General features: G+C 70.2%; 17 protein-coding genes. 7 read left to right on the top strand and 10 right to left on the bottom strand.

Going from position 1 to position 17525, the window contains the following annotated elements:
- The first annotated feature begins 62 nt into the window (after positions 1-62).
- The 3 genes from V5F49_RS22105 (at position 63) to V5F49_RS22095 (ending at position 2662) form a co-directional block, all read left to right on the top strand.
- Positions 63-812, top strand: a complete 750-nt coding sequence (locus V5F49_RS22105) for an arginyltransferase (RefSeq protein WP_394116626.1) — start codon at positions 63-65, stop codon at positions 810-812.
- A 32-nt stretch (positions 813-844) separates the two neighbouring features.
- Positions 845-1522: a MarC family protein gene (locus V5F49_RS22100; RefSeq protein ID WP_394116627.1), complete on the top strand. Its 678-nt coding sequence runs from the start codon at positions 845-847 to the stop codon at positions 1520-1522.
- 102 nt (positions 1523-1624) lie between these two features.
- Positions 1625-2662 (top strand): 3-hydroxyacyl-CoA dehydrogenase NAD-binding domain-containing protein, encoded by a 1038-nt coding sequence (locus V5F49_RS22095; RefSeq protein WP_394116628.1) that lies wholly within the window; start codon positions 1625-1627, stop codon positions 2660-2662.
- 299 nt (positions 2663-2961) lie between these two features.
- Here V5F49_RS22095 and eno read toward each other — a convergent pair whose 3' ends face one another.
- Complete coding sequence (gene eno / locus V5F49_RS22090) at positions 2962-4245, bottom strand: phosphopyruvate hydratase (protein WP_394116629.1); 1284 nt, start codon at positions 4243-4245, stop codon at positions 2962-2964.
- 377 nt (positions 4246-4622) lie between these two features.
- Between eno and queF the strand changes: the two genes are divergently transcribed.
- Positions 4623-5075 (top strand): preQ(1) synthase, encoded by a 453-nt coding sequence (gene queF / locus V5F49_RS22085; RefSeq protein ID WP_394116630.1) that lies wholly within the window; start codon positions 4623-4625, stop codon positions 5073-5075.
- A gap of 66 nt (positions 5076-5141) precedes the next feature.
- A complete protein-coding gene (locus tag V5F49_RS22080) occupies positions 5142-6152 on the top strand; it encodes a hypothetical protein (RefSeq protein WP_394116631.1) in 1011 nt (336 codons plus the stop codon).
- Between the two features lie 8 nt (positions 6153-6160).
- Here the strand turns inward: V5F49_RS22080 and V5F49_RS22075 are convergent, their stop codons facing one another.
- The 3 genes from V5F49_RS22075 to dnaE form a co-directional block, all read right to left on the bottom strand.
- On the bottom strand, positions 6161-7180 hold the full coding sequence (locus V5F49_RS22075) for an AI-2E family transporter (protein ID WP_394116632.1): 1020 nt from the start codon (positions 7178-7180) through the stop codon (positions 6161-6163).
- A 79-nt stretch (positions 7181-7259) separates the two neighbouring features.
- A complete protein-coding gene (locus V5F49_RS22070) occupies positions 7260-8084 on the bottom strand; it encodes a sulfotransferase family protein (RefSeq protein WP_394116633.1) in 825 nt (274 codons plus the stop codon).
- A gap of 88 nt (positions 8085-8172) precedes the next feature.
- Positions 8173-11634, bottom strand: coding sequence for a DNA polymerase III subunit alpha (dnaE, locus tag V5F49_RS22065; protein ID WP_394116634.1), 3462 nt, complete (start codon positions 11632-11634; stop codon positions 8173-8175).
- Between the two features lie 153 nt (positions 11635-11787).
- Here dnaE and V5F49_RS22060 point away from each other — a divergent pair, with 153 nt between their 5' ends.
- Complete coding sequence (locus tag V5F49_RS22060) at positions 11788-12714, top strand: DUF817 domain-containing protein (RefSeq protein WP_394116635.1); 927 nt, start codon at positions 11788-11790, stop codon at positions 12712-12714.
- Positions 12711-13148: an EamA family transporter gene (locus V5F49_RS22055; protein ID WP_394116636.1), complete on the top strand. Its 438-nt coding sequence runs from the start codon at positions 12711-12713 to the stop codon at positions 13146-13148. Before V5F49_RS22060 ends, V5F49_RS22055 begins: the two co-directional genes overlap by 4 nt.
- 7 nt (positions 13149-13155) lie before the next feature.
- Here V5F49_RS22055 and thiL read toward each other — a convergent pair whose 3' ends face one another.
- The 6 genes from thiL to nrdR form a co-directional block, all read right to left on the bottom strand.
- Positions 13156-14163 carry a thiamine-phosphate kinase gene (gene thiL / locus V5F49_RS22050; protein ID WP_394116637.1) on the bottom strand — a complete coding sequence of 336 codons (1008 nt, stop codon included), beginning with the start codon at positions 14161-14163 and terminating at the stop codon, positions 13156-13158.
- Between the two features lies 1 nt (position 14164).
- Positions 14165-14644, bottom strand: coding sequence for a transcription antitermination factor NusB (gene nusB, locus V5F49_RS22045; RefSeq protein WP_394116638.1), 480 nt, complete (start codon positions 14642-14644; stop codon positions 14165-14167).
- Positions 14645-14654: 10 nt separating this feature from the next.
- Positions 14655-15146: a 6,7-dimethyl-8-ribityllumazine synthase gene (gene ribH / locus V5F49_RS22040; protein WP_394116639.1), complete on the bottom strand. Its 492-nt coding sequence runs from the start codon at positions 15144-15146 to the stop codon at positions 14655-14657.
- Positions 15147-15239: 93 nt separating this feature from the next.
- Positions 15240-15854 carry a riboflavin synthase gene (locus V5F49_RS22035; RefSeq protein WP_394116640.1) on the bottom strand — a complete coding sequence of 205 codons (615 nt, stop codon included), beginning with the start codon at positions 15852-15854 and terminating at the stop codon, positions 15240-15242.
- A gap of 1 nt (position 15855) precedes the next feature.
- Positions 15856-17007 (bottom strand): bifunctional diaminohydroxyphosphoribosylaminopyrimidine deaminase/5-amino-6-(5-phosphoribosylamino)uracil reductase RibD, encoded by a 1152-nt coding sequence (gene ribD / locus V5F49_RS22030; RefSeq protein ID WP_394116641.1) that lies wholly within the window; start codon positions 17005-17007, stop codon positions 15856-15858.
- Positions 17004-17522 carry a transcriptional regulator NrdR gene (gene nrdR, locus V5F49_RS22025; RefSeq protein WP_394116642.1) on the bottom strand — a complete coding sequence of 173 codons (519 nt, stop codon included), beginning with the start codon at positions 17520-17522 and terminating at the stop codon, positions 17004-17006. The genes ribD and nrdR overlap by 4 nt, the downstream gene beginning before the upstream one ends.
- Positions 17523-17525: the final 3 nt, after the last annotated feature.

Below are 17525 nucleotides of genomic sequence, written 5' to 3'. Positions count from 1 at the left end.
GCTTCCCCTTTGACGACGCCGGCCTCAGCGGCGATGCTGGTAGCCCCTGAGGCCAGAGCGCCGTGAGCGAGCACCCGCGCGACACACCGCAATTCTACCTGACGGCCCCCTCCCCCTGCCCCTATCTGCCGGGGCGCGAGGAGCGGAAGGTGTTCACCCACCTTGTGGGAGACCGGGCCGCCGCGCTCAACGACGTGCTGACCCAGGGCGGTTTCCGGCGCAGCCAGTCCATCGCCTACCGCCCGGCCTGCGAAGGCTGCAAGGCGTGCGTGTCGGTGCGCATCTGCGTGGACGACTTCATCGAGAGCCGCAGCTTCCGCCGGGTGCGGGCGGAGAATGCCGACCTGATCGGCCAGATCAAGGCGGCGACCCCCACCTCCGAGCAGTACGCGCTGTTCCGCAGCTATGTCACCGCCCGCCACGGCACCGGCGGCATGGCGGACATGAGCGTGCTCGACTACGCCATGATGGTCGAGGACACACATGTCCACACCCGCCTCGTTGAATACCGCAAGCAGGGGCCGGACAGCCGCATCCTCGCCCGCGGCACCGGCGACATCATGGCGGTGGCGCTCACCGACATCCTCTCGGACGGGCTGTCGATGGTCTATTCCTTCTACAATCCGCAGGTGGAGCACCGCTCGCTCGGCACCTTCCTCATCCTCGACCACGTGAGCCGGGCCAAGCAGATGGGCCTGCCCTACGTCTATCTCGGCTACTGGGTGCAGGGCTCCCGCAAGATGGACTATAAGCGCCGCTATCTGCCACAGGAGCGGCTGACGCCGCACGGGTGGGAGCGGGTGGAGCCTTAAGGTCCGCCCGCGGCGCGCACCGGGGGAGCCGCGTGGGGTACCTGAGCAATTCCATCAACACCTTCATCGCGGTGTTCGCCGCGCTGTTTCCCATCGTCAACCCGCTGGGCGGCGCGCCCATCTTCCTGAACTACGTGCGCGGCTGTTCGCCCGCCGTGCGCCGTCAACTGGCGGGAAGCGTGGCGATGTACGGCTTCCTGCTGCTGCTCGGCTCGCTCGTGGTGGGGGCGCAGGTGCTGCTGTTCTTCGGCATCAGCCTGCCGGTGCTGCGGGTGGCGGGCGGCGCGGTGGTGACCTCGGTAGGCTGGCAGCTGCTGCATCAGGGCGACGAGCCGGGCGAGCGCGCCGGCGCCAGCCCGCTGGAGGAGAGCCGCGTCCGCGACCAGGCCTTCTATCCCCTCACCCTGCCGCTGACCGTCGGCCCCGGCTCCATCGCCACGGCCATCGCGCTGGCGGCGAGCCACAAGCCCACCTGGCAGACCGACGTCGCCTTCTCCCTGTCCACCGTCGCCGGCGCCATCGCCGGGCTGGTGGCGGTAGCGCTCACCATCTATTTCGCCTTCCGCGAGGCGGCGACCATCGAGCGCGTTTTGGGCAAGAACGGCACCAACGTGCTGGTGCGCCTGTTCGCCTTCATCCTGTTCGCCATCGGCGTGCAGATCGTCTGGCTGGGGCTGCACGACCTGCTCGCCGAGCTGCCCGCGCGCTGAGGCCAACCCCCGGGGCATCCCTGACATTCCCGCGCGCCCATGCCTTCCGGGCGCGCGGCCTGCTAGAACACGGCCATCCTCACTGCCCCCCAGGAGCGCGCCATGTCCCACCTCTCTCCGCCCATCCGCCGTGTCGCCGTGATCGGCGCCGGGACCATCGGGGCCAGCTGGGCCGCCCTGTTCCTGTCCCGCGGGCTCGAGGTGGTGGTGAGCGATCCCGCCCCCGGCGCCCGCGCGGCGACGCAGGCGCTCATCTCCGCCGCCTGGCCGGTGCTGACCCAGCTCGGCGGCGAGGACTGGATCGACCCCACCTCCTGGCGCTTCGAGCCCGATCCGGTGGCGGCGGTGGCCGGCGCCGACTTCGTGCAGGAGAACGCGCCCGAGCGATACGAGGTGAAGCAGAAGCTGTTCCCCGCGCTCGATGCCGTGCTGCCGCCCGAGGTGGTGATCGCCTCTTCCTCCTCCGGCCTGCTGGCGAGCCGCATCTCGGAGGGCTGCCGCCATCGCGAGCGCTGCATCATCGGCCACCCGTTCAACCCGCCCCACCTCATCCCGCTGGTGGAGGTGGTGGGCGGCGCCCATGGCAGCCGCGCCGCCATCGAGCGGGCCATGGCCTTCTATCGCTGGCTCGGCAAGCATCCCATCGAGATCCGCAAGGAAGTGCCCGGCCATGTGGCGAACCGCCTGCAGGCGGCCCTGTGGCGGGAGGCGATCCATCTGGTGGCCGAGGGCGTCGCCTCGGTGGAGGACATCGACGCCGCGGTCTCCGAGGGGCCGGGCCTGCGCTGGGCGCTGATGGGCCAGCACATGACCTTCCACCTCGGTGGCGGCGCCGGCGGCCTGGGCCACTTCATGCACCACCTGCTGCCGGCGGTGGAGACCTGGTGGGACGACCTCGGCGCCCCCGCCATGACGCCGGAGCTTCAGGCGGCGCTGGTCGAGGGCGTCGAGGCCGAGGCGGCCGGCCGCTCCATGGCCGATCTGGCGCAGCGCCGCGATGCGCTCCTCACCCAGATCGTCGCCCTCAAGCGTGCCGCCGATGAAGAGGTGGAGAAGGCCGCGATCAGCGCGCGGCTGGACGAGGCGCTGGAGGAGACCTTCCCGGACAGCGACCCCATCGCGGTCAGCCGCGAGGACTGAGAGGGCGGCACCGCACGGGACGGCAGCGCACGGGGCATGTCACCCGGCCGCTCCACGGGACCCGTTCACGCCGAGCGGCGGATCGTGCGACCAAAGGCGGTGGCCAGGCGCGCCCGGACGACAGTGTGGGCCGCCTTGGCGGCTCTCGTCTTGGGCCGGTAGCGCCGGGGCTGTGGTGCCGGGGCTGTATCGCCCAGCCCAAACGGAAACGGCCGCCGCGAGCCTGAGCCCGCGGCGGCCGTTTCTCATTCAGCCATGGCCCGCCGCCTTGCCCGCGAGGGCGCGGCGGCGGCGCCCGATCAGGCCAGCGCCTTCAGCGCGGCCTTGCCGGCGTAACGGGCGCTGCCGCCCAGCTCCTGCTCGATGCGCAGCAGCTGGTTGTACTTGGCGGTGCGGTCCGAGCGGGCGAGCGAGCCGGTCTTGATCTGACCGCAGTTGGTGGCCACCGCGAGGTCGGCGATGGTGGCGTCCTCGGTCTCGCCGGAGCGGTGGGACATGACGGCGCGATAACCGGCCTTGTGGGCCATCTCCACGGCGTCCAGCGTCTCGGTGAGGGAGCCGATCTGGTTCACCTTCACGAGGATGGCGTTGCCGGTGGCTTCCTTGATGCCGCGCGACAGGCGCTCCACGTTGGTGACGAACAGGTCGTCGCCCACCAGCTGGCACTTGGAGCCGATGGTGTCGGTGAGCAGCTTCCAGCCGGCCCAGTCGTCCTCGGCCATGCCGTCCTCGATGGTGACAATGGGATAGCGGGCGACGAGCTCGGCGAGGTACTTCACCTGCGCCTCGATGTCGCGCACCTTGCCCTCGCCCTCATAGTGGTAGGCGCCGTCCTTGAAGAACTCGGTGGAGGCGCAGTCGAGGCCGATATAGACGTCGTCGCCCGGCTTGAAGCCGGCCTTCTCGATGGCGCCCATGACGAAGTCCAGCGCCGCCTCGGCCGAGGCGAGGTTGGGGGCGAAGCCGCCCTCGTCGCCCACGTTGGTGTTGTGGCCGGCGCTCTTCAGGCCGCTCTTCAGGGTGTGGAAGATCTCCGCGCCCCAGCGCAGGCCCTCGGCGAAGGAGGGGGCGCCGGCGGGCAGGATCATGAATTCCTGGAAGTCGATGGGGTTGTCCGCGTGGGCGCCGCCATTGACGATGTTCATCATGGGCACCGGCAGCACGCGGGCGTTGACGCCGCCCACGTAGCGGTAGAGCGGCAGCTCCTTGGAGGCGGCGGCCGCCTTGGCCACGGCGAGCGACACGCCGAGGATGGCGTTGGCGCCGATGCGGGCCTTGTTGGGGGTGCCGTCGAGGTCGAGCAGGGTGGCGTCGATGTGCGCCTGGTCCTCGGCATCATAGCCGCCGATGGCGTCGAAGATCTCGCCGTTGACCGCCTCGACCGCCTTGCTCACGCCCTTGCCGAGATAGCGGCCCTTGTCGCCGTCCCGGAGCTCCACCGCCTCGTGCGCGCCGGTGGAGGCGCCCGAGGGAACCGCCGCGCGGCCGAGCGAGCCGTCTTCCAGCACCACGTCGACCTCGACGGTGGGGTTGCCGCGGCTGTCCAGAATTTCGCGTCCGATGATGTCGACGATCGCGGTCATGAGACTCCCTTCCCTGCGTCGTCCCGTGCGGCGCAGCGAATGGGAAGGACACATCTCGCCCCTGCCCCGGCCGCCCCCGGGAAACCCGAAGGCCCCAGCCTTTCAGGCGTCGTGCTTCTAGCGCGATCCTTCGCGCCTGCGAAGGGGGCGCGCGCGGGTTCGCCGCAAATCGGCCCGAGGAACGTTGAACATTGCCTCCGACGCCGCTAGAGCCTGAGGCGACCATGGTGACACCACCGGCCGGATCCGCCCCGCTCCGGGCCTCGGGTGCCCGCGGTGCCTGCCGCAGAGCGGCGCGAGCCGTCGGGCCCATGCGCGCGGCTCCGTGCGCCCGGCCCCATGCGCCGGGGCGGCACCCGGCCCTTAGGAAGAAGATGATGACCGATCGCCCCCTCCAGCTCGGCGCACAGTCCGCCTTGCCCGCTTCTCCCGAGGAGGCGGTGCTCGACCGGGTGCCGAACCCGCACCCCGATACCGATTACGTGGCCCGCTTCACCTGCCCGGAGTTCACATCCCTGTGCCCGGTCACCGGCCAGCCGGACTTCGCCCATCTCGTGATCGACTATGTGCCGGACCAGTTCCTGGTGGAGTCGAAGTCGCTCAAGCTGTTCCTGGCGAGCTTCCGCAACCATGGCGCATTCCATGAGGACTGCACCGTGGCGGTGGGCAAGCGCCTCGTGGCGCTTCTGTCGCCACGCTTCCTGCGGATCGCGGGCTACTGGTATCCGCGCGGGGGCATCCCCATCGACGTGTTCTGGCAGACCGGCAAGCTGCCCGAGGGAACCTGGCTGCCCGACACGGGGGTTGCGCCCTATCGCGGTCGCGGGTGATTCTGGACCCGATGGAGCCGGCGGCAAAAGCCGGCCCGCGGGAGAGTAGACGCGAGGGCACAGGCCATGCCGAAGCTCATTGTCACCAACGGAGACGCCGCCGCCGAACGCCTGCGCGCGGCCGGGATCAAGGGTCATATCCTCGCCTGGCAGGACATGCTCCACGACGGGCCGGTGCCGTCCGGCCCGGTGCTGGACGTGGTGTCCGACGTGCGTGCCGACTTCCTTTCCGACGCGCTGGGCCTGCCGTTCGACGAGGTGCGGGCGGATTTCGCCCATCGCGACGCGCAGGTGGAGGTCCATTGCGCCTATCGCGAGGTGGAGCTGTGGTTCGAGCATGACCTCTATGACCAGCTCCAGCTGATCCAGCTGCTCGACTATTTCGCCCGCGAGCCGGAGCGGATGGGCCTGAGCCTGGTGCAGGCCTCGCACTACCTCGGACTCATGGAGCCGGACGCCGTGCGCGCGCTCGAGGAGCAGCGCGCCCCCGTCACCCACCTGCAGCTGGAGACCGCGCGGCAGGCATGGGACGTATTCACCGCGCCGACGCCGCGCCCCCTGACGCAGTTCGTGGGACGCGATCACGACGCCCTGCCCCATCTCGTTCCGGCGCTGCGGCGGCTGATCGCCGAGCTGCCGGCGCCGCGCACCGGGCTGTCGCTGACCGAGGAGCGCATCCTCGCCCAGCTCGCCGACGGGCCGCGCAAGGTAGCGCACGTCTATGCCGCCGTGCATTCCATGGACGAGGCGCAGTTCCTCGCCGACCTGCCGTTCTTCCTGCGGCTGGATGGCCTCGCCTTCACCCATGAGCCGCTCATCCGCGGCCTGCCGTTCCGCTCCAGCGAGGCAGCCGGCATGCGCTTCGCGCCCGGCGATGGCAGCGCTGCGGAACGTTCCTACCGTGCCTATGCCTCGGCCGAGATCGCCCTCACGCCGGCCGGCGCCAAGGCTCTCGGCGGCGGGCTCGACCATGCGTGCGTGAACGGCATCGACCGATCGATCGGCGGAACGCACCTGCACCCCGGCGCCATGTGGCGCTATGACCGGGCGGCCGGCACGCTGATGCTGCCGAACTAGGCGCGGGCTCAGGTCGCCGGAGGGCAGGCGGAACCCGTATCGGCGGCGCGTGCCTTGAACGCGGCGAAGGCGAGGACGGTGAGCGGGGTCGCCAGCACCACGCCCATGATGCCGAACAGGTTGCCGAACGCCACCACGGCGAACAGCGTCACCGCCGGCGGCAGCGACACCATGCGCTGCTGCAGCAGGGGGGTGATGATGTTGCTCTCCGACTGCTGGACGATCACGAACACCACCAGCGTCCACAGGCCGGTATCCATGCCGAGGGTGAGGGCGATCAGCACCGCCGGGGCGGCGGCGAGCACCGGGCCGACCATGGGCACGAATTCCGCCAGCCCTGCGAACAGCGCCAGCGCCAGCGCCGAGGGCACGCCGACGATGGTCAGACCCACGAAGGTCAGAAGCCCCACCACCACCATGGCGATCAGCTGCGCCTTCAGGAAGTGCCTCAGGTCCTCGGAGATGGCGAGCAGCCGGCGCTCCGCCGCCGGGCGGTCGGCCTCGCTCCACAGCGAGAGGAACATGTGGCGGTAGAGATCCGGCGAGACGGCGAAATAGATGCCGCCCACCACCACCAGGAACACCGCCAGCACGGTCTGGAACAGGTTGGAGGTGACCCCCTGCACCGCCGAGAGCAGCGTGGCGCTGGAGGGCGCTGCCGCCGCCTCAGCCCGTTGCAGCAGATCGCTGCCCAGCCCCTCCAGGTGGAACCGGTTCTCGAAGGCGGTCCAGGCGGCCGGCAGCTCGTTCAGCAGCTCGGACACCTGGTTCTGGATGGTCGAGCCGAACAGGTAGAGCACCAGCCCCAGCCCGCCGAACACCAGCACCGCCACCGGCAGCACGGCATAGCGCTCGGGAAATCGCGTCAGGCGGGCGAACGGCTCGGCCATGGCATGGAGCGCCAGCGCCAGCAGGATGGCGGCGAACACCTGCAGGATCACGTCGATGATCTGGTAGGCGAAATAGGCCAGCGCCAGAATCACGCAGGCGATCAGGACCCGTCGCGCCACCATCCAGTCGGAAGTCATGGGCCCCACCCGCGCCGGTCCAACGTCAGCGGCCTGTATAGACCGAAAGGCAGCACCGGAATACGGGTCGCCGAGCCGATCAGAACGGCCGGAAGACCGCGGACACCAGATCGAGCGTCCGACAGGCGGCGCGATCGTGCGGATCGGCCATCAGCCGGCGCATGGCGTCATAGGTGCGCCCGGCGAGGAGGCCGCGCCAGCTGCTGGCGCTGGGCGGCGGCAGGGCGTGGTGCTTCAGGTTCGGCTTCAGCGCGCCGTCGATCTCGGCCACCGCCTCGGGCGACAGGCTCGGCCACGGCTCGCCCAGCTGCTGCGCCGCGCGGGTCATGGTGCCGCGCCAGTCGGCCATCAGGTCGTCGAACCCCACCACGCTGCGCGGCTGGCCGCGGGTGGCGCGCTCGCAGTCCAGCGTGTAGCGCAGCCAGATGCCGAGGCCCTTGCCCATGGTGAAGCCATCGCGCTTGGCCACGGAGGCCGCCACTTCCTGCGGGTTGCGCAGGGCGAGCAGCGGCGCGACGCGATAGCCCGCCTCCGCCAGCACCGGGCCGTAGATGGCCATGAGGCGGGAGATGCGCGGATCCTTGATGACGATGGCGGGGGCGTCGCCATATTCGTCCTTCAGCGCGCGCCGCACCGCGTCGATGAGGCCGGCCCGGCGGGCGGCGTCCACCACGTCGCCGGCGAGGCGCTTGCGCGAGGACCACTTGTGCCCGCAGGTCTTCAGGATGCGCTCGTCGATGTCGGCGAACACCTCGCTTTCCCAGAAGCCGGCCTCGTTGGCGTCGGTGGCGGCCATGAGGGTGCGCGGAGCGGCGAAGCCCATCAGGTTGATGATGCGGGTCAGGGCCGATGTGCCGCTGCGATGCATGCCGAGCACCAGGACGGCGCGCTTTTCCAGTGTCACTCGCGTTCTTCCTCAGCCGGGCGTCCGGGCGCGGCGGCCGGTGTTCGACGGCGCACGCTCGATTTCGGCAATGTCCATAAACTCAGTGCTAGGCCGCTTCAACCGCCACCACGCCGGGGATGGCCTTGATGGCGCCGGCGATCTGCGGCGAGACGGGGTATTTTCCCGGCAGGCTTACCTCCACCTCGGCCTTGGCGTCGTCCATGAGCAGGATCAGGCTCACCTCACCCGCCCCGGCGTCCGCGGCCTTGGTATCGGCGAGCCGGCGGGCGATGCCCTCGATGGGCTCAGGCGAGCGCAGGAAGATGCGCAGGCCCTTCTGGTGTCGGGCGGTGGCGGGGTCGAGCTTCTCGCAGGAATTGATGCGCACCCGCACATCCTCGCCGTTGAGCTCGGCGCCCACCATCATGAGCAGCGGCGTGCCGGGCTCCAGCAGGTCGCGGAAGTGGGCGAGGCCCTCGGAGAAGATCACCGCCTCGTAATGCCCGGACGGGTCGGAGAGGCCGACGATGCCCATGCGCGTGCCGGACTTGGTGCGCCGCTCCTGCTTCGAGACCACCGTCGCCGCCAGCCGCCCCGCCGCCGCGCCGGAACGCACCGCCCGCGAGAAGTCCGTAAAGGACTGCACCCGCATCTTCTTCAGCGCGTCGGCGTAATCGTCCAGCGGATGGCCGGTGAGGAAGAAGCCGATGGCGTCATACTCCCGCTGCAACCGTTCGGAGGGCAGCCAGGGCGCCGCCTCGGGGATGGGAAGCGCGGCGGCCACCGGGCCGGAGCCGAACATGTCGTTCTGTCCGGACTGCGCGTTGGCCTCCACCCGCTGCGCCTCGGCCACGACCGGCTCGATGGCGGCGAACGCGCGGGCGCGGTTCTTCTCCAGCACGTCGAAGCAGCCGGCGGCCACCAGGCTTTCCAGCGTGCGCTTGTTGACGAGCTTCACCGGCAGGCGGGTGGCGAAATCCGCGAGGCTCTTGAACGGCCTGTCGCCGCGCGCCTTTTCCAGCGCCTCCACCGCCGCCTCGCCCACGCCCTTGATGGCCGCCATGGCGTAGATGATCTTGCCGTCCCTCACCCCGAACTCGCGGGCGGACAGGTTGATGTTGGGCGGCACCACCTCGATGCCGAGCCGCTGCGCCTCCTGGCGGAATTCGGCCAGCTTATCGGTGTTGCCCTTGTCGAGCGTCATGGAGGCGGCGAGGAACTCGGTCGGGTAGTTCGCCTTCAGCCACGCCGTCTGGTAGGCGACGAGGGCGTAGGCGGCCGCGTGGGACTTGTTGAAGCCGTAGTCCGCGAACTTGGCGAGCAGGTCGAAGATGGTATCCGCCTGCGCCTTCTCGATGCCGCGCTCGGCGGAGCCCGAAACGAAGCGCTCGCGCTGCTTCTCCATCTCGGCGCGGATCTTCTTGCCCATGGCGCGGCGCAAAAGGTCGGCCTCACCCAGCGAGTAGCCGGCCATGGCCTGGGCGATCTGCATCACCTGTTCCTGATAGATGATGACGCCGAACGTCTCCTTCAGGTACGGCTCCAGCATGGGGTGGAGATAGTCCGGCGTCGCGCGGCCGTGCTTGCAGTCGCAATAGACCGGGATGTTGGCCATGGGGCCGGGCCGGTAGAGCGCCACGAGGGCGATCAGGTCCTCGATGCGGTCGGCCTTCATGTCCACCAGCGCGCGCCGCATGCCCGCGCTTTCCACCTGGAACACGCCCACCGTCTCGCCCTTGCCGAGCATGGCGTAGGTCTTCGGGTCGTCCAGCGGGATCTTGGAGATGTCGAGCTCGATGCCCCGCTGGTGGATCAGCTTCACCGCCTTGTCGATGGTGGTGAGCGTCTTGAGGCCGAGGAAGTCGAACTTGACGAGGCCAGCCTGCTCCACCCATTTCATGTTGTACTGGGTGACCGGCATATCCGATTTGGGATCGCGATAGAGCGGCACCAGCTCGTGCAGCTTCCTGTCGCCGATCACGATGCCCGCCGCGTGGGTGGAGGCGTGGCGGTTGAGCCCCTCCAGCTTCACGGCGATGTCGAAGGCGCGCTTGACCACCTCTTCCTGGTCGCGCGCGGCCTGCAGGCGCGGCTCGTCCTCGATGGCCTGCTTGAGCGTGACCGGATTGGCCGGGTTCTGGGGGACGAGCTTGCACAGCTTGTCCACCTGCCCGTAGGGCATCTCCAGCACGCGGCCCACGTCGCGCAGCACCCCGCGCGCCTGCAGGGTGCCGAAGGTGATGATCTGCGCCACCTGCGCGCGGCCGTAGCGCTCCTGCACGTAGTGGATCACCTCGTCGCGGCGCTCCTGGCAGAAGTCCACGTCGAAGTCAGGCATGGACACGCGGTCCGGGTTCAGGAAGCGCTCGAACAGCAGCTGGAACCTGAGCGGGTCGAGGTCTGTGATCTGCAGCGAGTAGGCCACCAGCGAGCCGGCGCCTGAGCCACGGCCCGGCCCCACCGGGATGCCGTGCGCCTTGGCCCACTTGATGAAGTCCGACACGATCAGGAAGTAGCCGGGGAACTTCATGCGCGTGATGATGGACAGCTCGTAGGCGAGCCGGTCCTCATAGGCCTTCTCGTCCAGCCCCGGCGCCGGGCCGTGCTTGGCGAGGCGCATGGCGAGGCCTTCCTCCGCCTGCCGCTTCAGCTCGGCGGCCTCGGCCTCGATTGGGTCGCGGCCCGCCTCGCTCTCGTCGGCGGTGGTGAAGCGCGGCAGGATCGGCTTCACCGTGCGCACGCGATAGGCGCAGCGGCGGGCGATCTCCACCGTGTTGGCCGTCGCCTCCGGAAGGTCGGCGAACAGCTCCAGCATCTCGGCGCGGGTCTTGAAGCGGTGCTGCGGGGTCAGGCGCCGCCGGTCGCCCTCGGACAGCAGCCGCCCCTCCGCGATGGCGAGCAGGCCGTCGTGGGCGTCATAGTCCGAGGTCGCGCCGAAGAACGGCTCGTTGGCCGCCACCAGCGGGATGCCGCGGGCGTAGGCGAGATCGATCAGCCCCGGCTCGGCGAGGCGCTCGGCGTCCGTGTCGTGGCGCTGCAGCTCGATGTAGAGCCGGTCGCCGAAGATGGCGGTGAGCAGGTCCAGCCGGTCCGCCGCCAGCTCGGGATGGCCGCCGGCGAACGCCCGGTCGAGCGGCCCGGCCGGACCGCCGGAGAGGGCGATGAGGCCCTCGTGCGCCTCGCGCAGCCAGTCGGGCAGGATGCGCGGCTCGTCCTCGCTCGCGGTCTCCAGATAGGAGCGGGAGACGAGGCGCATCAAGTTGCGCCAGCCCGCCTCGGCCTGGGCGAGCAGCACGATGCGCGGCTTCCTCGGCCGCAGGCCGCCGCGCGGGCCGGCCGGCTCGGGCAGGTCGATGGCGAGCGAGACGCCGGCGATGGGCTGGATGCCCGCGCCCGCCATCTTCTCGGAAAACTCCAGCGCGCCGAACAGGTTGCCCGTATCGGTCAGCGCGATGGCCGGCTGCGCGTCCCCCTTCACGAGATCCGCCAGCTTGCCGATGGAGAGCGCCCCCTCCAGCAGCGAATAGGAGGAATGGACGTGCAGGTGGATGAAGCCGGGTGAGGACATGGCGGGAGGCTAGCGGGAGTCGAGGACAGGAGGAAGAAGGCATCGTGACGGGGGATGACCTCGTGCCTTGACTCCTCGTACTCGGACGGCTTGCAATTGCCGCATTGGATGTCCCAAGTGCCCGGACAACCGGGCATTGTGAGCACGAGGCCGATGGAAGAGCCTGCCGAGTTGGCGGAGACGAACGAGCGCGCGGGATGGCCGCTCCTTGCTGCTTTCGCTGCGCGGGAAGAACGGCTGAGCGCTGCCTTCTGTCGCCGCGGCCCGCTCGCGGCCGGGATCTACGAATTTGTGCGATTCGGCCTGAAGCAGGCTTGGGCCTGTCTTTTCGGTGGAATTCTCCTCGGTCTGATCATCGTGACGCGCCTCTGGTATCCCCAACACGCCGCTCTGCCGCGCTACGATGCGCTGGTTCTTGCCTGCATTCTGGTCCAGGCGGGGTTATTGTGGTTCGGCCTCGAAACCTTGGAGGAGGCCAAGGTGATCTTGGCGTTCCATCTCGTTGGAACGGTGATGGAATTGTTCAAGACATCCGTCGGCTCCTGGCACTATCCCGAGGCGAGTTTTCTCCGGCTAGCCGGTGTGCCCCTGTTTTCCGGCTTCATGTATGCGGCGGTCGGCAGCTATATCGCCCGCGTATGGCGCCTGTTCGACTTCCGCTTCACGCAGCACCCGCCATTATGGGCGCTGGGCCTGCTCTCAGCGGCCATCTATCTCAATTTCTTCACCAATCACTGGGGATATGACTTTCGGTGGCTGCTGGTCGCGGCTGCAGTGGCCCTGTTCGGTCGAACGACCGTCTTCTTCAGGGTCTGGACGGTTCATCGCCGCATGCCCTTGCTGCTCGGCTTCGTGCTGGTCTCGCTCTTCATTTGGTTCGGCGAGAATATCGCCACCGGCGCCGGCGCTTGGCTCTATCCCAACCAGACCGGCGGCTGGGCGATGGTGCCCCCAAGCAAGCTGACCTCCTGGTTTCTGCTGATGCTGATTTCCTACACCCTGGTGGCGGTCGCCATGTCCCGATCTGTGCGCGCGATTGGCACGTGGTCCACGCCAAGCACCGAGGCCGGCCGGGCATGACGCGATCGCTTTTCGCCAACTGGGCCGTCTGGGCCGTCCTCTCGGCCGCCTTCGCCGCGCTCACCGCCATTTTCGCCAAGGTGGGCGTCGCCGGCGTGGATTCGGACTTCGCCACCCTGATCCGGACCGTGGTGATCCTGGCGCTGGTCGCCGCCATCGCCTTCGCGGGCGGGGCGGTCCAGCCGCTTTCGTCCATCGCGACCCGCACCTGGGTGTTTCTGGTGCTGTCGGGGCTCGCCACCGGCGCCTCGTGGCTGTGCTACTTCCGGGCGCTGAAGATGGGCGACGCGGCGCGGGTGGCGCCGGTGGACAAGCTGAGCGTGGTGCTGGTGGCGGTGTTCGGCGTCATCTTCCTGGGGGAGCGGCTCTCCGCCATGGCCGCGCTCGGCGTCGGGCTCATTGCGGCCGGTGCGGCGCTGGTGGCGCTGGGCTGAGCCGCGCTCAGAAGTGGCTGAAGCTCCCCGCGCCGAGATCGAGCGCATGGCCGCCGGCGTCGGTCACCGTCAGCCCCTCCCCCGCCCGCGTCTCGCCGATGAGGGCCACCGGCACGCCGGCCTCCGCCGCCTCGGCGGTGAAGGCAGGGATGGCGGCGTGGGGGACGCAGGCGACCACCTCGTAATCGTCGCCGCCGGTGAGCGCGGTGCGCAGCAGGGCCGGTTCGGCCGCGATGGCCGCCTGCGCGGCGCCGGAGAGCGGCACCCGCCGCGCCTCCAGATGACCGCCGCAGCCTGAGGCGGCCAGCATCTTCGCCACGTCGCCGGCGAGCCCGTCCGAGACATCCATGGCGGCAGCCGCATGGCGGCGCAGCACCTCGGCGAGGGCGAGCCGGGGCTGGGGATGGAGATAGCGGTCGAGCAGGTGGGCGCGCCGCTCCTCCGACAGGCCGGCAAATCCCGCCCGCGCCCCGTCGAGCCGTAGCGCGAGGCCCAGCGCCGCATCGCCGATGGTGCCGGTGACGAGGATGGCCTGTCCAGGCCGCGCGCCGGTGCGGGGCACGAACGCCCCCTTCGGCACCGCGCCGAGCGCGGTGATGGTGATGGTCACGGGGCCGGGCGTGGAGACGGTGTCGCCGCCGAGGATGGGGCAGCCATAAAGCTCCGCGTCGGCGCCGAGGCCGGCGGCGAACGCCTCCATCCAGGCGTCCGGCGTGCCCTTCGGCAAGGCGAGCGCGAGCAGCGCGCCGAGCGGGGCTGCGCCCTTGGCGGCGAGATCGGACAGGTTCACCCGCATGGCCTTGCGGGCGATGGCGGTGGGCGGATCATCGGGAAAGAAATGCACCCCCGCGACCACCGCGTCCTTGGTCAGCACCAGGTCGCAGCCTTCGGGCGGGGTGAGCAGGGCCGCGTCGTCGCGCAGGCCGAGGGCGGCGGGCGAGCCGGCGATGGGACGCAGGAAACGCGCGATGAAGCGATCCTCGCCCGAAACCGGTGTCCCGTCGCCGTCCGCCATCTCAGCCTCCGGAGAACTCGTCCGGCCGCAGCTCCCGGGCGAGGGTGTCGAGCACGGCATTCACCATGCCGGTCTCGTCGCGATCGAGGAAGGCGCCGGCAACGTTCACATATTCGGCGATCACCACGCGGGCCGGAACGTCGGGCTTCGAGGCCAGCTCGAACGCGCCGGCGCGCAGCACGGCGCGCAGCACCGCTTCCACCCGCTTCAACGGCCAGCCCTTGGAGAGGGCGCCATCCACCAGCGGGTCGATGCGCCGCTGCTCGGTGATGACACCCTCCACCACGGCGCGGAACAGCCGCACGTCGGCCTCGGGCAGCTCGATGCCCTCCACCTCCTGGCCGAGCCAGTGGCTCTCGAACTCGGCGAAGATGTCGTTCACCGGGGTCTGGGCGAGGTCCATCTGGTAGAGCGCCTGCACCGCGCCGAGGCGGGCCGCGCTCTTCTTCATGGGTTTGGCCGGAGCGGCAGCGTCCTTCATGGCCGGGCCCTCACGCTTCCAGCCGGCGCCGCAGGCGCAGCAGCGAAAGGACGGCCTCGGCCGCGCCGCCGCCCTTGTTGCCCTCGGTCACGCGGGCGCGCTCCCAGGCCTGCGCCTCGGTGTCCACGGTGAGGATGCCGTTGCCCACCGGCAGGGCGTGGGCCATGCCGATGTCCATGAGCCCGCGCGCGGATTCACCCGCCACGATCTCGAAATGATAGGTCTCGCCGCGGATGACCACGCCGAGCCCCACCACCCCGTCCACCGGGCTGTCGTTCAGCTCGGCGGCGTCGAGGGCGATCTCGGCGGCGACGGGGATCTCCAGCGCGCCGGGCACGGTGATGACCTCCACCTCCACGCCGGCGGCCTCCAGCACGGCGCGGGCGCCGGCCAGCAGCTCGTCGGCCAGCGCCTCGTAATAGCGGCCCTCGATGATGAGGACCCGCGCTCCCTTGAGCGAGGCGTCGCTCGCTGCGGCGCTCTCGCGGCGCGTGGTGACCATGGAACCTCTCCAGAATGTTCAGGCCGCCGGCCTAGCGCACGCGCCAGCCGGCTTGCAATGCACGCGGGTCGGCGTGCTCGATTGGATCGCGCTCTATCCGGCCCGCGGAAACTCCGCAAGCCGCGCGGCGTAGCGGGCCATCAGGTCCGCCTCGAAATTGACCGTGTCGCCCGCCTTCACGCCGCCCCAGGTGGTGACCGCCAGGGTGTGGGGGATGAGCAGGCAGGAAAAGGTGTTTCCGTCCACAGTGTTGACCGTGAGCGAGGTACCGTCGAGCGCGACCGAGCCCTTGGCCGCCACGAACCGCGCCAAAGCCTCGGGCACCTCGAACACGAAGCGCGTGGTGCTGCCCAGATCCTCGCGCGAGACCACCTTGGCCGTGCAGTCCACGTGGCCGGAGACCATGTGGCCGCCCAGCTCATCGCCCATCTTCAGCGAGCGCTCCAGGTTGATCTTCCGCCCCGGCGTCCAGCTGCCGACGGTGGTGATGGCCAGCGTCTCGGGCGCGGCGTCCACGGTGAAGAGGGTGCCGCGCGGGCCGCCGGGCGCGACCGAGGTCACGGTGAGGCACACGCCGGCATGGGCGATGGAGGCGCCGATGTCGATGCCGGCGGCGTCGAACTCGGTGGCGAGGGTGAGGGTCTTCACCTCGCCCTTCTCCTCCACCGCGACGAGGTCGCCCATGTCGGTGACGATGCCGGTGAACATCTCAGCGTCTCCACAAGCGCACGAGGCGATCGGCGCCCAGCTCGGCGCGCTCCACCTCGGCGAAGCCAACGGGGGCGAACAGGCGGCCGACGGGCCGGCCGGCCAGCGCGTCATAAGCGTCCGGGCCCAGCACCAGCGGGCTCTGGAACACGGCCACCTCGTCCACCAGCCCGTGGTCGAGGAAGGCGGCGGCAACCGTGGGCCCGCCTTCCACCATCAGCCGGGTGATGCCGAGCAGACCGAGCAGCTTCAGCACCGCCGGCAGATGGACGCGGCCATCGGGCCCGCCACGCGGCGCGCGCAGCACCTCCACGCCCCGCTCCATGAGGGCGGCGGCGCGATCGGCGGGCACGTCATCAGCGGCAATCACCCACACCGGCACGTCGCAGGCGGTCCGCACCAGAGCGCTGTCGAGCGCGATATCGAGCCCGGAATCGAGCACGAGGCGCACCGGGGAACGGTTCTCGTAACCGTCGAGCCGGCAGGTGAGCATGGGGTCGTCGGCCACCACCGTGCCGAGGCCGACGAGGATCGCATCCGTATGGGCCCGCATCAGATGGGCGCGGGCGCGCGCCTCCGCGCCGGTGATGGCGGCGGGACGGGGGCCGGCCAGCGCCGCCTTGCCGTCGGCGGACACCGCCATCTTGAGCAGCACGTGGGGCCGGCCCTCGGTGACGCGGCGGATGTGGCCGGCATGATCGTGCAGTGCCTGCTCGGCGCCCACCCCGACCGTGACCCAGATGCCGCGCGCGCGCAGGCGGGCGACGCCCCTGCCCTTCACGCGGTGGTCGGGGTCCTCGATGGCGGCGACCACGCGGCTGATACCGGCGGCGATCACCGCATCGGCGCAGGGCGGCGTGCGGCCATGATGCGAGCAGGGCTCGAGCGTGACGTAGAGCGTCGCCCCGCGCGCCGCCTCCCCCGCCTGGGCGAGGGCCAGCGGCTCGGCATGGGGGCGGCCGGTGGCGGCGGTGGCGGCGGCGCCCACCACGCGGGCGCGCCCGTCCACATGCTGCACCACCACGGCGCCGACGGCGGGGTTGGGCCAGGTGCGCCCGAGCCCGGTCTGGCCGACCTTCAGGGCGTCGGCCATGAAGAACTCGTCCTCCTCCGGCGAGGTCACCGGCTGGACGGACAGAGGGGACGGGGTCATTCGGGGCTCCGCGCGGCCGGCTTCGGCTTGTCGCGGGCCGGCTCGGCTTCCGGCCGGGACTCGCCCTCGTGGGACAATTCGGCGAGGGCGTTCTCGAAGTCCTTGGCCTCGCGGAAATTGCGGTAGACCGAGGCGAAGCGCACATAGGCCACGTCGTCGATCTGCTTCAGCCCCTCCATCACCATCTCGCCGATGGTCTCGGAGGTGATGTCGCCCTCACCCATGCTTTCCAGCTGGCGCACGATGCCGGACAGCATCCGCTCCACCCGCTCGCCGTCCGCGGGGCGCTTGCGCAGCGCCACGTCCACCGAGCGGGCCAGCTTGTCGCGATCGAACGGCACGCGCCGGCCGGAGCGCTTCAGCACCATCAGCTCGCGCAGCTGCACGCGCTCGAAGGTGGTGAAGCGGCCGCCGCAATCGGGACAGATGCGGCGGCGGCGAATGGCGGTGTTGTCCTCCGTCGGCCGGGAATCACGGACCTGCGTGTCGAGGCCGTTGCAGTACGGACACCGCATCTG

The sequence above is a fragment of the Xanthobacter lutulentifluminis genome (assembly GCF_043194675.2).
GTDB lineage: Bacteria > Pseudomonadota > Alphaproteobacteria > Rhizobiales > Xanthobacteraceae > Xanthobacter.
Note: the sequence above shows the minus strand (reverse complement) of the source record. Positions and strands in the feature narration are given on the sequence as shown.

What these genes read in the sequence shown, in the direction of transcription:
- V5F49_RS22060 (WP_394116635.1), top strand. Translation starts at nt 11,788, where the DNA reads ATGGAAGAGCCTGCCGAGTTGGCGGAGACGAACGAGCGCGCGGGATGG.
- V5F49_RS22095 (WP_394116628.1), top strand. Translation starts at nt 1,625, where the DNA reads ATGTCCCACCTCTCTCCGCCCATCCGCCGTGTCGCCGTGATCGGCGCC.
- nusB (WP_394116638.1), bottom strand. Translation starts at nt 14,644, where the DNA reads ATGAAGGACGCTGCCGCTCCGGCCAAACCCATGAAGAAGAGCGCGGCC.
- V5F49_RS22075 (WP_394116632.1), bottom strand. Translation starts at nt 7,180, where the DNA reads ATGACTTCCGACTGGATGGTGGCGCGACGGGTCCTGATCGCCTGCGTG.
- ribD (WP_394116641.1), bottom strand. Translation starts at nt 17,007, where the DNA reads ATGACCCCGTCCCCTCTGTCCGTCCAGCCGGTGACCTCGCCGGAGGAG.
- nrdR (WP_394116642.1), bottom strand. Translation starts at nt 17,522, where the DNA reads ATGCGGTGTCCGTACTGCAACGGCCTCGACACGCAGGTCCGTGATTCC.
- V5F49_RS22035 (WP_394116640.1), bottom strand. Translation starts at nt 15,854, where the DNA reads ATGTTCACCGGCATCGTCACCGACATGGGCGACCTCGTCGCGGTGGAG.
- eno (WP_394116629.1), bottom strand. Translation starts at nt 4,245, where the DNA reads ATGACCGCGATCGTCGACATCATCGGACGCGAAATTCTGGACAGCCGC.
- dnaE (WP_394116634.1), bottom strand. Translation starts at nt 11,634, where the DNA reads ATGTCCTCACCCGGCTTCATCCACCTGCACGTCCATTCCTCCTATTCG.
- queF (WP_394116630.1), top strand. Translation starts at nt 4,623, where the DNA reads ATGACCGATCGCCCCCTCCAGCTCGGCGCACAGTCCGCCTTGCCCGCT.
- V5F49_RS22055 (WP_394116636.1), top strand. Translation starts at nt 12,711, where the DNA reads ATGACGCGATCGCTTTTCGCCAACTGGGCCGTCTGGGCCGTCCTCTCG.
- ribH (WP_394116639.1), bottom strand. Translation starts at nt 15,146, where the DNA reads ATGGTCACCACGCGCCGCGAGAGCGCCGCAGCGAGCGACGCCTCGCTC.
- thiL (WP_394116637.1), bottom strand. Translation starts at nt 14,163, where the DNA reads ATGGCGGACGGCGACGGGACACCGGTTTCGGGCGAGGATCGCTTCATC.
- V5F49_RS22080 (WP_394116631.1), top strand. Translation starts at nt 5,142, where the DNA reads ATGCCGAAGCTCATTGTCACCAACGGAGACGCCGCCGCCGAACGCCTG.